The 12,337-nt window shown below is 71.1% G+C and carries 10 protein-coding genes and 3 pseudogenes; 6 read left to right on the forward strand and 7 right to left on the reverse strand.

Annotated elements, in window-relative coordinates; all coding sequences use genetic code 11:
- Nucleotides 1–58: 58 nt before the first annotated feature.
- Nucleotides 59–533 (reverse strand): annotated as a pseudogene (locus EDD92_RS35430) (substrate-binding domain-containing protein); the annotation flags it as partial.
- 2 nt (nt 534–535) lie between these two features.
- Between EDD92_RS35430 and EDD92_RS35435 the strand changes: the two are divergent.
- Nucleotides 536–952: pseudogene (locus EDD92_RS35435) on the forward strand (carbohydrate ABC transporter permease); the annotation flags it as partial.
- Between the two features lie 57 nt (nt 953–1,009).
- Nucleotides 1,010–1,669, forward strand: a pseudogene (locus EDD92_RS35440) (carbohydrate ABC transporter permease); the annotation flags it as partial.
- Between the two features lie 7 nt (nt 1,670–1,676).
- Here the strand turns inward: EDD92_RS35440 and EDD92_RS35445 are convergent.
- The 3 genes from EDD92_RS35445 to EDD92_RS35455 form a co-directional block, all read right to left on the reverse strand.
- On the reverse strand, nt 1,677–2,981 hold the full coding sequence (locus EDD92_RS35445) for a ribonuclease D (protein ID WP_123968063.1): 1,305 nt from the start codon (nt 2,979–2,981) through the stop codon (nt 1,677–1,679).
- Nucleotides 2,982–3,229: 248 nt separating this feature from the next.
- Nucleotides 3,230–3,892 carry a response regulator transcription factor gene (locus EDD92_RS35450; protein ID WP_030939825.1) on the reverse strand — a complete coding sequence of 221 codons (663 nt, stop codon included), beginning with the start codon at nt 3,890–3,892 and terminating at the stop codon, nt 3,230–3,232.
- Nucleotides 3,893–4,102: 210 nt separating this feature from the next.
- On the reverse strand, nt 4,103–4,771 hold the full coding sequence (locus tag EDD92_RS35455; protein ID WP_123968064.1) for a DUF3000 domain-containing protein: 669 nt from the start codon (nt 4,769–4,771) through the stop codon (nt 4,103–4,105).
- Nucleotides 4,772–4,897: 126 nt separating this feature from the next.
- Here EDD92_RS35455 and hemE point away from each other — a divergent pair, with 126 nt between their 5' ends.
- Nucleotides 4,898–5,974: a uroporphyrinogen decarboxylase gene (hemE, locus tag EDD92_RS35460; RefSeq protein ID WP_123968065.1), complete on the forward strand. Its 1,077-nt coding sequence runs from the start codon at nt 4,898–4,900 to the stop codon at nt 5,972–5,974.
- Nucleotides 5,975–5,990: 16 nt separating this feature from the next.
- Here hemE and EDD92_RS35465 read toward each other — a convergent pair whose 3' ends face one another.
- The gene (locus tag EDD92_RS35465; protein WP_030939831.1) at nt 5,991–6,815 is read right to left on the reverse strand and encodes a rhomboid family intramembrane serine protease; all 825 of its coding nucleotides are present in this window, start codon (nt 6,813–6,815) and stop codon (nt 5,991–5,993) included.
- Between the two features lie 125 nt (nt 6,816–6,940).
- Here EDD92_RS35465 and EDD92_RS35470 point away from each other — a divergent pair, with 125 nt between their 5' ends.
- Nucleotides 6,941–7,261: a hypothetical protein gene (locus EDD92_RS35470; protein WP_123968066.1), complete on the forward strand. Its 321-nt coding sequence runs from the start codon at nt 6,941–6,943 to the stop codon at nt 7,259–7,261.
- Between the two features lie 100 nt (nt 7,262–7,361).
- On the opposite strand, the gene EDD92_RS35475 is transcribed toward EDD92_RS35470, so the two are convergent.
- Both EDD92_RS35475 and EDD92_RS35480 read right to left on the reverse strand, forming a co-directional pair.
- Complete coding sequence (locus tag EDD92_RS35475) at nt 7,362–8,750, reverse strand: FAD-dependent oxidoreductase (protein WP_123968067.1); 1,389 nt, start codon at nt 8,748–8,750, stop codon at nt 7,362–7,364.
- A 180-nt stretch (nt 8,751–8,930) separates the two neighbouring features.
- The gene (locus EDD92_RS35480; protein ID WP_123968068.1) at nt 8,931–9,902 is read right to left on the reverse strand and encodes a DUF4349 domain-containing protein; all 972 of its coding nucleotides are present in this window, start codon (nt 9,900–9,902) and stop codon (nt 8,931–8,933) included.
- Between the two features lie 168 nt (nt 9,903–10,070).
- On the opposite strand from EDD92_RS35480, the gene hemG reads away from it, so the two are divergent.
- The gene (hemG, locus tag EDD92_RS35485) at nt 10,071–11,531 is read left to right on the forward strand and encodes a protoporphyrinogen oxidase (protein WP_123968069.1); all 1,461 of its coding nucleotides are present in this window, start codon (nt 10,071–10,073) and stop codon (nt 11,529–11,531) included.
- Between the two features lie 4 nt (nt 11,532–11,535).
- Entirely contained in the window at nt 11,536–12,267 is a 732-nt protein-coding gene (gene hemQ, locus EDD92_RS35490; protein ID WP_123968070.1) for a hydrogen peroxide-dependent heme synthase, read from the forward strand.
- Nucleotides 12,268–12,337: the final 70 nt, after the last annotated feature.

Here is a 12,337-nt window from a genome sequence, read left to right on the forward strand (position 1 = left end):
GCCCATGCTACTTGCGGGTAACGTGCCTGCACACCCCTGACGGCTGGAGCGGTGAACGTCACACTCGTGGGGGTGCCGTCGAGCCGCGCGGAGTGAGGACGGGAGTGGGTACGGGATGTGATCCCGGTCCTTCTCCGGTGATCACGCCGAACAGCGTGCGGGCCGCGTCCGCACCGAATCCGTGCACGTCATGGCTCATGGCTGACAGCGTGGGGTGGGTGAGCCGGCACAACTGCGAGTCGTCCCACGCCAGCAACGAAACGTCCCCCGGCACCGACAACCCCCATCTCCGCGGCCACGGACAACCCCGCCACCGCCATGATGTCGTTGTCGTACACGATCGCCGTCGGCCGATCAGCCGCCGCAGCGGACAGCAGCGACCGAGTGGCCCGCGCCCCCGACTCCCCGGAGTAGTCGGTGGTCACCTGCCACGCCCCGGCCAGCTCCAACGCCCCCGCCGCCTCGTCGAACGCCGCCGTCCGCGTCGCCGTGTGCCCCAGCGCCGCCGCACCCCCCACCCGCGCGATCCGCCGTGTCCGCCAACGTCTCCCTCGCGGGCGTCTCGGTCTGGCGCTACACGGGCCTGAACTTCGTCCTCTTCCTGGGGGCCATCCAGTCCATCCCGGGGGAGCTGTACGAGGCCGCCGAACTGGACGGCGCGAACCGCTGGCAGCAGTTCCGCCACATCATCGCGCCGGGCATCAGGCCGGTCCTCGCGCTGACCGTGATCCTGTCCGTCTCGGGCTCCCTGTCGGCCTTCGAGATCCCGTACATCATGACCGGCGGTGCGACCGGCACCGAGACCTTCGTGATCCAGACCGTGAAGCTGGCCTTCCAGTTCAACAAGACGGGGCTCGCCTCGGCGGCTGCGGTCGTGCTGCTGCTGATCATCCTGGCGGTGACGTGGCTGCAGCGCCGCCTCGTCCCGGACGACAAGGTGGACCTCGTATGACACGCCGAGCGGTCGCCCGCACCCTGATGTACCTGTCGCTGATCGCGGCGTCCGTACAACTACGTGACGGCGTTCCAGGACGGCCGCATGCTCTCGGTGTTCGCCAACACGGCGATCATCCTGGTCTTCGCCATCGGCGGCACGGTCCTCATCGGCTCGATGACGGCGTACGCCATCGACCGCTTCACCTTCCGCTTCAGGAAGCCGGTGGTGGCACTCTTCCTGCTGGCCGCCCTGGTCCCCGGCGTCACCACCCAGGTGGCGACCTTCCAGATCGTCAACAGCTTCGGGATGTTCAACACCCTCTGGGCGCCGATCGCGCTCTACATGGGCACGGACATCGTCTCGATCTACATCTTCCTGCAGTTCGTACGATCCATCCCGGCCTCCCTCGACGAGGCGGCCCGCATCGACGGCGCCAACGCCTTCACGATCTACCGCAAGATCATCTTCCCGCTCCTGAAGCCCGCGATCGCCACCGTGGTGATCGTGAAGGGGATCACCGTCTACAACGACTTCTACATCCCCTTCCTGTACATGCCGTCCCAGGATCTTGGCGTGATCTCGACATCCCTGTTCCGCTTCAAGGGCCCGTTCGGCGCCCACTGGGAAACGATCTCGGCAGGAGCAATTCTGGTCATCCTGCCGACACTGATCGTCTTCCTGTGCCTGCAGCGCTACATCTACAACGGCTTCACGAGGGGGGCGACCAGGTGAGGTGTTCCTAGGCGGACAACGCGGCGACCAGCACCGGCGTCACCTGCTCGATCTGCCAGGTCCGTGCTCCGAAACCTGCGAGCGCCGCACCGACCGAGTCCGCATCGACGACCTTCGGCGGCTCCCAGCACACCCGCCGCACCGTGTCCGGCGTGATCAGGTTCTCCTGGGGCATGTTCAGCTGCTCGGCCAGGGCCGACACCGCCGCCCGGGCCGCCGACAGGCGCGCCGCAGCAGCCGGGTCCTTGTCGGCCCACGCGCGCGGCGGCGGGGGCCCGGTCACCGGCTGCCCCGGCGCCGGCAGCTGCGCCTCCGGCAGAGCCTTCGCACGGTCCACCGCGGCCTGCCACTGCTCCAGCTGCCGCCGCCCCATCCGGTTCCCGAACCCGTTCAAGGCGGCCAGCGCGTGCACATTGCTCGGAAGCGAGAGCGCCGCCTCCACGATGGCGGCGTCCCCGAGCACCTTCCCCGGCGACACGTCCCGGCGCTGGGCGATCCGGTCCCGCGTCTGCCACAGCTCCCGCACCACGGCGAGCTGCCGGCGTCGCCGCACCTTGTGCATGCCCGACGTGCGCCGCCAGGGGTCCTTGCGGGGCTCCGGCGGCGGAGCCGAGGCGATCGCGTCGAACTCCTGCCGGGCCCACTCCAGCTTGCCCTGCCGGTCCAGCTCCTTCTCCAGTGCGTCGCGCAGGTCGACGAGCAGCTCGACGTCCAGCGCCGCATAGCGCAGCCACGGCTCGGGCAGCGGGCGGGTCGACCAGTCGACGGCGGAGTGGCCCTTTTCGAGTACGAAGCCGAGGACGTTCTCGACCATGGCCCCGAGGCCGACCCGGGGGAACCCGGCGAGGCGTCCCGCGAGCTCGGTGTCGAACAGCCGCGTCGGCACCATGCCTATCTCGCGCAGACACGGCAGGTCCTGAGTGGCCGCGTGCAGCACCCACTCGACGCCGGAAAGCGCCTCACCGAGGGCCGAGAGATCGGGACAGGCCACGGGATCGATCAGCGCGGTCCCGGCGCCCTCGCGGCGCAGCTGCACGAGATAGGCGCGCTGGCCGTAGCGGTAGCCGGACGCGCGCTCGGCGTCGACGGCGACGGGGCCGGAACCGGCCGCGAAGGCGGCGACCACCTCGGCGAGCGCGTCCGCGTCGGCGATCACGGGCGGAATGCCCTCGCGCGGCTCGAGCAAAGGGATCGGTTCCGGGCTCGGTTCTGCGTTCGGCGCCCCCGTAACAGATGTTCCGCCGTCTTCCGGAGGGGCGCCTCCGGTGGTTCGCAGTGAGCTGTCTGCTGCGGTCTCTTGGGCGTCGGTCACGTGTCAAGGGTATCTGTGTATGGACAGCGCCCGCCGACGTAACGTTCCGTCGACGGGCGCCTGGGGGTCGTAAACCAGTCAGGTCGGTGAAAGATCCGGTTCACGACAGGTGGGACACGGGCGGAGAATCAGCGGCCGATCCTGTTCACGTCCGTGAATGGCAGAGATGTACAGGGGAGAGAGGCGAAGAGGGGAGGGGGGAGGGGGGAGGGGGGAAGAGGCAGAGGTAAAGGGCGGAGACGTACGGGTCAGTGGATGATGCCGGTCCGCAGGGCCACCGCGACCATTCCGGCGCGGTCGCCCGTGCCGAGCTTGCGGGCGATGCGGGCGAGGTGGCTCTTGACGGTCAGCGCGGACAGGCCCATCGAAACGCCGATCGCCTTGTTCGACTGGCCCTCCGCGACCAGTCGCAGCACCTCGACCTCACGGCCGGAGAGCTCGCGGTAGCCACCCGGGTGACTCGGGGCACCCGGGGGGCGGCGGTGCATACGTGCGGCGGCGGATCCGATGGGGGCGGCGCCCGGCCGGGTGGGGAGCCCGACGTTGGTACGGGTGCCGGTGACGACATAGCCCTTGACACCGCCCGCGAGGGCGTTGCGCACGGCACCGATGTCGTCGGCGGCCGACAGGGCGAGGCCGTTGGGCCAGCCCGCCGCGCGCGTCTCCGAGAGGATGGTGAGGCCGGAGCCGTCGGGCAGGTGGACGTCGGCGACGCAGATGTCGCGGGGGTTGCCGATGCGGGGACGAGCCTCCGCGATGGACGAGGCCTCGATGACGTCGCGCACACCGAGCGCCCACAGGTGGCGGGTGACGGTGGAGCGGACGCGCGGGTCGGCCACGACCACCATGGCGGTCGGCTTGTTCGGGCGGTAGGCGACCAGGCTTGCGGGCTGCTCGAGGAGAACGGACACCAGGCCTCCTGGGGTGCGGGACGGCTTTCAAGGTCACAGTCGTCTTCGGCACCAAACCCGAAGTCCTTTAGGGAAAGATCACGATTTAGTGAGTATCAATTCGTGCAATTCGGACACGCGATCGATCGCGGAGTGAACGAATCGGCTCGTTCGTGGCCCTGTTCGTGACCGAAAGTGGCCGTATCGACAAAGTGATGGTCAAGGTGAGGGTCAGCGTGACTGCGGGTCCCGCCGCTGCGGCAGCGTCACGACCGACGCATCACCCGGACCGGCCGGCGGCAGTCCCGCGACCTGGGCCAGCAGATCGCACCAGGAGGCCAGGTGGGATGCCGTGTCCGGGACCCCGCCCAGGCCCTCACGGGGCGTCCAGGAGGCACGGATCTCGATCTGCGAGGCGGCCGGGCGCTCCGCCAGACCGCCGAAGTAGTGGGAGCTCGCCCGGGTGACGGTGCCGCTCGCTTCGCCGTACGACAGGCTGCGCGCCTGCAGCGCGCCGGTCAGCCAGGACCAGCAGACGTCCGGCAGCAGCGGGTCGGCGGCCATCTCCGGCTCCAGCTCCGCACGCACCAGCGTCACCAGCCGGAAGGAGCCCCGCCAGGCGTCGTGCCCGTCCGGGTCGTACAGCACCACCAGGCGGCCGTCGGCCAGGTCCTGGTCGCCGTCGACGACGGTGGCCTCCAACGCATACGCGAAGGGCGCGAGCCGCTTGGGAGCCGGCGCCGGCTCGATCTCGATCTGCGGCCGCAGCCGCGCGGTCCGCAGCGCGTCGACGGCAGCCCGGAAGGGCAACGGAGGCGTACTGCCGCCATTCCGATCCCCCTCCTTGGTGTCGTCCATTCCGTCAGCGCCGTCCGACAGTCGTCCCTGAGCCGCAGCCATGCGGGGAAGATTAAGGGGAACCGGGGCTTCGCGCAGGGAGGGACACCCGTGCGGGGTCCGCATGTCCGGATAGTGCTCCATGAACCCCTGCCTTCGGCGCTCCGGCGCCGTGCGAGACTTGCGGTCGTGAGTGCGAACGAGAGCCCCGCGGGCCAGGCCCAGACGCAGCCGGCAGCCACGTACGAATCGGCCTTCCTCAAGGCGTGCAGGCGCGAGCCCGTGCCGCACACGCCCGTGTGGTTCATGCGGCAGGCCGGGCGCTCCCTGCCCGAGTACCGCAAGGTGCGCGAGGGCATCCCGATGCTCGAGTCCTGCACGCGCCCGGAACTCGTCACGGAGATCACCCTCCAGCCGGTGCGCCGGTACGGCGTGGACGCGGCGATCTACTACAGCGACATCGTCGTCCCGCTCAAGGCCATCGGCATCGACCTCGACATCAAGCCCGGGGTCGGCCCGGTCGTCGGGCACCCGATCCGTACCCGCGCCGACCTGGCCCAGCTGCGCGACCTCACCCCCGAGGACGTCTCGTACGTCACCGAGGCGATCGGCCTGCTGACCCGCGAGCTCGGCTCGACGCCCCTCATCGGTTTCGCCGGGGCGCCTTTCACCCTTGCGAGCTACCTCGTCGAGGGCGGCCCGTCGCGTACGTACGAGAACGCCAAGGCCATGATGTACGGCGACCCCGAACTCTGGGCCGACCTGCTCGACCGCCTCGCGGAGATCACGTCCGCGTTCCTGAAGGTACAGATCGAGGCGGGCGCCTCGGCCGTCCAGCTGTTCGACTCGTGGGCCGGCGCCCTCGCTCCCGCCGACTACCGCCGCTCGGTGCTCCCCGCCTCCGCGAAGGTCTTCGACGCGGTCGCCGGGTACGGCGTCCCGCGCATCCACTTCGGTGTCGGCACGGGCGAGCTGCTGCAGCTGATGGGTGAGGCGGGCGCGGACGTCGTGGGCGTCGACTGGCGTGTCCCGCTCGACGAGGCGGCCCGCCGGGTCGGCCCCGGCAAGGCGCTCCAGGGCAACCTCGACCCGACCGTCCTGTTCGCCTCCACGGAGGCCGTCGAGGCCAAGACCCGCGAGGTCCTCGACGCGGCCGCGGGCCTCGAGGGCCACCTCTTCAACCTCGGCCACGGCGTCATGCCGTCCACCGACCCGGACGCGCTGACCCGGCTCGTGGAGTACGTCCACACGCAGACGGCCCGCTAGACCTCTCTTCGACGGCTCACCACGTGTGCCGGGGCCGCGCCCTCCTGCCGAACAGCAGGCCGCGCGGTTCCGGCGGCGGGGGCGTGCCCGGTTTGAGGGGCCAGGCGAGCAGCATGCCGACGAGGAAGCCGACGACGTGCGCCGCGTACGCCACCGTCCCCGCGGTGGAGACGCCTTCGCCGGACGAGTACAGGGCCTGCAGCACGAACCAGAAGCCCAGCACCAGCCAGGCCGGCAGCCTCAGCGGCAGGAAGACCAGGAACGGCACGAGGACCCAGACCCTGGCCTTCGGATACAGCACCAGATAGGCGCCCAGGACCCCGGCGATGGCCCCCGACGCACCGATCAGCGGGTCGGACGAATCGGCGTTGAGCAGCGCGAAGCCGTACGACGCGGCGTAACCGCAGACGACGTAGAACAGCGCGTACCTGATGTGCCCCATGCGGTCCTCGACGTTGTTGCCGAAGATCAGCAGGAAGAGCATGTTGCCGAGCAGGTGCAGCCAGCTGCCGTGCAGGAACATCGCGGTGAAGACCGAGACGGCGGGCGACTTGTCGTAACTCGGCGGGGCCACCACACAGCCCGCTCCGTGGGTGCCCACCCCTACGTCGCCCGTGGGGACCACCCTGGGCATCTGATGGTGGATCAACTCCCGTGGTACGGCGGCGTAGTGGTCCAGGAACGCCTGCAGGTGGCACAGCTGGGACAGGCTGCTGTCGCCCGCCACGGAACCGGCGAGGCCGGGCGTGGACAGGAAGACGTACACGTTCGCGGCGATCAGTGCGTAGGTCACCCAGGGGGTGCGGCGCACCGGGTTCACGTCATGGACGGGTATGACCACAAGGAATTAGTGCCCCCCGTGGACCGGCCGAATCGGTGAACGCGGCCACGCGCGCGTGCGTATGTCTCGTCAACCGCCCGCGGCACGGGGAAGGCGGGTCGCGGGGACGACGTGAGGAACAGGCGATGAACGACCGAGTTACTCCTCCTATGCACGCCACGCCCGACGGGGAGGCGGAGATCTCCCTGGTGGTGAAGTTGCCGTGGGAGGACGTCGCCCGGCTCGGCCAGGAGGCCGGACGGCTGGCTTCGCAGATGCAGCGGCCGGTGACGCTGGACGAGGCGGTGAGCCACCGGTTGCGGTCCGTACGGAGTGCTGCGCATGCCAAGCCGGCGGGGGAGCAGCCGGCGGCTGTGACGTCGACGGCGTCGGTGTCGTCGTTGCCGCCGAGGCCTCCGGCGGAGCAGGCTCGGCAGGCGATCGAGCGGATCAACGGGTCGGCGTAGGGGTTCGCCGTGGAGGTGCGGGGCGCTGCCGGCTGCGGGTCCGTTGTGGCTGGTCGCGCCCACGCGGCGGAGCCGCAAATCGACACCGCCCCGCGCCCCTTCAAAGCCGCTGCTGCACCGCCTTTGATGCTTTGCGCGCGGCCACCAGTACCGGGTCCCAGACCGGGCTGAACGGGGGTGCGTAGCCCAGGTCCAGGGCCGTCATCTGTTCCACCGTCATTCCGGCCGTGAGGGCGACCGCTGCGATGTCGACGCGCTTGCCGGCGCCCTCGCGGCCCACGATCTGCACGCCGAGCAGGCGGCCAGTCCGCCGCTCGGCGAGCATCTTCACCGTCATCGGGGAGGCGCTCGGGTAGTAACCCGCCCGGCTCGTCGACTCGATGGTGACCGTCTCGTACTGCAGTCCGACCCTGCGCGCGTCCTTCTCCCGCAGGCCCGTGCGGGCGATCTCCAGGTCGCAGACCTTGGACACCGCGGTGCCGACGACGCCGGGGAACGTGGCGTAACCGCCGCCGACGTTGGTGCCGATGACCTGGCCGTGCTTGTTGGCGTGGGTGCCGAGGGCGATGTGGCGCTCCTGTCCTGAGACCAGGTCGAGGACCTCCACGCAGTCGCCGCCGGCCCAGATGTTCTCGTGCCCGCGCACCCGCATGGACAGGTCGGTGAGCAGGCCGCCGTGGGTGCCGAGGGGCAGTCCGGCCGCCTTGGCCAGCGCCGTCTCCGGGCGTACGCCGATGCCCAGGACCACCACGTCCGCCGGGTACTCGGCGTCCTCCGTGGCCACCGCCCGCACCCGGCCGTCCTCGCCGGTGTGCACCTTGGTCACCTCGGCGTCGTCGACCATGGTGATGCCCATGCCCTCCATGGCCTCGTGCACCAGGCGGCCCATGTCGGGGTCGAGCGTGGACATCGGCTCGCTGCCGCGGTTGACGACGGTCACCTCGTAGCCGCGGTTGATGAGGGCCTCCGCCATCTCCACGCCGATGTAGCCCGCTCCGACGACCACCGCGCGACGGCCACGCGTGCGCGTGAGCGAGTCGATGAGCGCCTGGCCGTCGTCCAGCGTCTGCACGCCGTGCACACCGGGGGCGTCGGCGCCCGGCATGTCCGGACGGATCGGCTGCGCGCCGGTCGCGATCACGAGTTTGTCGTACGGCGTCCAGGACTCGTCGCCGGAATCGACGTCACGCGCGCGTACCCGGCCGCCCGCCACGTCGATCTCGGTGACCTCCGTCCGCATGCGCAGGTCGATGTCCCGCGCGCGGTGCTCCTCGGGCGTACGGGCGATCAGCTGGTCCCGTTCGTCGACGTCGCCGCCCACCCAGTACGGGATGCCGCATGCCGAGTAGGAGGTGAAGTGGCCGCGCTCGAACGCCACGATCTCCAGCTCGTCGGGGCTCTTCAGCCGGCGTGCCTGCGACGCCGCGGACATCCCCGCGGCGTCGCCGCCGATCACGACCAGTCGTTCCCTCGCAGCGCTCATGTCCATGCGAACACGCTACGGGGGCGCGGCATTTCAGACCCGTACTCGGGCCTCGTCAGCGGGTCCGGTGCGCTGGTCGCGGGTGCGGGTGCGGGTGCGGTGGCCGGGCGGTGGGGCAGCCGGGGTCGGACCAGCCACAGCCGCGACGGCGCGACTGCGGCTGTTGCAGGCCTGTGCCTGGGCTTGTCAGTCCTGGTCGTTGTCGTGCGTGCTCGGGGCCTGCGGTGCCGGACGGGCCGTCGGCAGCGGGCCCAGTGCGCTGGTAGCAGGTGCGGGGGCCGGGCGGCGCGGCAGCCGGGGCCGGACGAGCCGCAGCCACGCCAGCGCGATCAGGGCCGCCACCGCGGCGAACGGCAGCACCGCGCCGAACGCCACCGCGAGCCAGCGCAGCATCGTCAAGAACGCGTTCCAGCCGCCGGCCAGCGCGTCGACGAACCCGGGGCTGTCGTCCTTCGCGGCCGCCTTCACCGGTGTCTCCGAAAGGGACAGGGTGATCGTCGCGAGGCTCGTGCGGTCCTTCAGGGATGCCTGCTGGGCGAGCAGAGCCTCCAGGTCGGCCTCCCGGTTGCTCAGCTCGCCCTCCAGCTCCACCACGTCACTGAGCTTGGTGGCCCGGTCCATCAGCTCCCGGACCCGGGCCACGCTGGCCCGCTGCGACTTGATACGGCTGTCCACGTCGACGACCTGGTCGGTGACGTCCTCGGCCTTCGCGGTGCGGTCGAGGAGCTTGCCCGCGCCCTGGAGGCCGGCGAGGACCTCGTCGTACTTGTCGACCGGCACGCGCAGGACGACACGGGTGTGCTCGCGGCCCTTCTCGTCCCGGCTGGTGGTCTCGTTGCCGACATATCCGCCCGCGTTCTCCGTGGTGGTGCGGGCCTCGTCGAGTGCCTTCGGTACGTCTTTGACCTGCACGGTCAGCGAGGCGGTGCGGATGATGCTGCTCGCGGTGAGCTTCGGCGCCCGCTTGGCCCCGGCGCCGCTCGCGTTCTTCTCACCGCCCGGCGCGGCTGCCTTCCCGTCGCTCTGGACGGCCTTGTCGGCGGCGCTGCTGCCGCCGGAGTCGGAGTTGCTCCCGCTGCATCCGGTGAGCGCGAGTGCCGCGGCGAGCAGGATCGCGGCCAGGGCCGGGACGGGTCGTACGGGACGTCGTGCGCGCATGTGGGTGTACCCCCGAGGTTCGTGACGATCGTGACGACTGACGCTCCTTCGACGCCCGGAGGGGCCGGGACGTTGGACCCGGACGGTCCCGATGCGGTCACGGTCGGGACTCGTGAAGGACACCGGGGCGCGGACCGGCTGTCAGAGGGGTCTGAGAGGCTTGAGGACATGCGCGAAGTGGAGAGTCGTACGGGCACCGGGCGGGTCGTCGTCGTCGGAGCCGGGATCGCCGGGCTGGCCGCGGCCCACCGGCTGCTGCAGCGTGGTGCGCGGGTGACCGTGCTGGAGGCGTCGGACCGCGTCGGCGGCAAGCTGCTGCCCGGCGAGATCGCGGGCGCGCGGGTGGACTTCGGCGCCGAGTCGATGCTGGCGCGCAGACCCGAAGCGGTGGCCCTCGCGCGCGAGGTGGGCCTCGACGACCGGCTGCAGCCGCCGGCTACGGCGACGGCCTCGATCTGGACCCGCGGCGCCCTGCGTCCCATGCCCAAGGGCCATGTCATGGGCGTCCCCGGCACCGCCGCCGCGCTGACCGGTGTCCTGTCCGACGAGGGCCTGGCCCGCATCGAGCGCGACGCCGACCTGCCGCGCACAGAGGTCGGCGACGACGTGGCGGTCGGGGAGTACGTGGCGGCCCGGCTCGGGCGCGAGGTCGTCGACCGCCTGGTGGAACCCCTCCTGGGCGGCGTCTACGCGGGCGACGCGTACCGCATCTCGATGCGCTCGGCGGTCCCGCAGCTCTACCAGGTCGCGAAGACCCACGACTCGCTCACGGAGGGCGTCCGCGAGCTCCAGACCAGGATGGCCGCCGCCCAGCAGACCGGCCCCGTCTTCATGGGCATCCAGGGCGGCATCGGCAGCCTGCCCCTCGCGGTGGCGGACTCGGTCCGCGCGCGCGGCGGCGAGATCCTGACCGGGACGCCGGTGACCGAGCTGCGCCGCGAGACACCCGGCGGCTGGCGTGTCGTCGCCGGAGGCCGAGTGCTGCACGCGGACGCCGTCGTCGTGGCCGTCCCCGCCCCCGCGGCCGCCGGCCTCCTGCGCCCGGAAGCCCCGGAGGCCGCCACGGAACTCGCCACCGTCGAGTACGCCTCCATGGCCCTGGTCACCCTCGCCTACCGCCGTACCGACACCGCCCTCCCGCAGGGCAGCGGCTTCCTCGTCCCGCCGGTCGACGGGCGCAGCATCAAGGCGTCGACGTTCGCCTCCCAGAAGTGGGGCTGGATCGCCGAGGAGAACCCGGACACGGTCGTCCTGCGTACCTCCGTCGGCCGGTACGGCGAGACCGAGATCCTCCAGCGCGAGGACGCCGGCCTGGTGGACGTCTCCCGTCACGACCTGCGCGAGGCCACCGGGCTGGACGCCACGCCCCTGGAAACCCGGGTCACGCGCTGGACCGACGGCCTGCCCCAGTACCCCGTCGGCCACCACGCGCGCGTGGCCCGCATCCGCGAGCACGTCGCCAAGCTGCCCGGCCTCGCCGTCTGCGGCGCCCAGTACGACGGCGTCGGCATCCCGGCCTGCATCGCGAGCGCGTACGCCGCCGTCGACCAGATCGGCGGCGACCTGAGCGGGGTGGAGGAGCTCACCGCCAACCCGGTGCAGAGTCTGCACGGCGGAGCGGGAGAATAGCCGCATGAGTGACGACGCCCCCACCACCGCCCCGGACCGCATCGCGAACAAGGGCAAGCTGGCCAAGGACCTCAACGAGGTCATCCGCTACACCCTGTGGTCCGTCTTCAGGCTGAAGGACGTGCTGCCCGAGGACCGCGCGGGCTACGCCGACGAGGTCCAGGAGCTGTTCGACCAGCTCGCCGCCAAGGACGTGACGATCCGCGGCACCTACGACGTGTCGGGCCTGCGCGCCGACGCCGACCTCATGATCTGGTGGCACGCGGAGACCAGCGACCAGCTGCAGGAGGCGTACAACCTCTTCCGCCGCACCAAGCTCGGCCGCGCCCTGGAGCCGGTCTGGTCGAACATGGCGCTGCACCGCCCCGCAGAGTTCAACCGCTCGCACATCCCGGCGTTCCTCGCCGACGAGACGCCCCGCAACTATGTGAGCGTCTACCCCTTCGTGCGCAGCTACGACTGGTACCTGCTGCCCGACGAGGACCGCCGCCGCATGCTTGCCGACCACGGCAAGATGGCCCGCGGCTACCCGGACGTGCGCGCCAACACGGTCGCCTCGTTCTCCCTCGGCGATTACGAGTGGATCCTGGCCTTCGAGGCCGACGAGCTGTACCGCATCGTCGACCTCATGCGCCACCTGCGCGCCTCCGAGGCCCGGATGCACGTCCGCGAGGAGGTCCCGTTCTACACCGGGCGCCGCAAGTCCGTGTCCGAGCTGGTCGAAGGGCTGGCCTGATCGAACGCGTTGCCTGGTGCCCGGCCGGGGGTCCGGGGGTTGGCCCCCGGGAGATGCAGCACCGGGCGCC

This window comes from Streptomyces sp. TLI_185, from assembly GCF_003814765.1.
Classification (GTDB): Bacteria; Actinomycetota; Actinomycetes; order Streptomycetales; family Streptomycetaceae; genus Streptomyces.

Coding starts and splice junctions, on each gene's coding strand:
- EDD92_RS35455 (WP_123968064.1), bottom strand. CDS start 4,771: ATGGCTGCGGCTCAGGGACGACTGTCGGACGGCGCTGACGGAATGGAC.
- EDD92_RS35470 (WP_123968066.1), top strand. CDS start 6,941: ATGAACGACCGAGTTACTCCTCCTATGCACGCCACGCCCGACGGGGAG.
- EDD92_RS35475 (WP_123968067.1), bottom strand. CDS start 8,750: ATGGACATGAGCGCTGCGAGGGAACGACTGGTCGTGATCGGCGGCGAC.
- EDD92_RS35480 (WP_123968068.1), bottom strand. CDS start 9,902: ATGCGCGCACGACGTCCCGTACGACCCGTCCCGGCCCTGGCCGCGATC.
- hemG (WP_123968069.1), top strand. CDS start 10,071: ATGCGCGAAGTGGAGAGTCGTACGGGCACCGGGCGGGTCGTCGTCGTC.
- hemQ (WP_123968070.1), top strand. CDS start 11,536: ATGAGTGACGACGCCCCCACCACCGCCCCGGACCGCATCGCGAACAAG.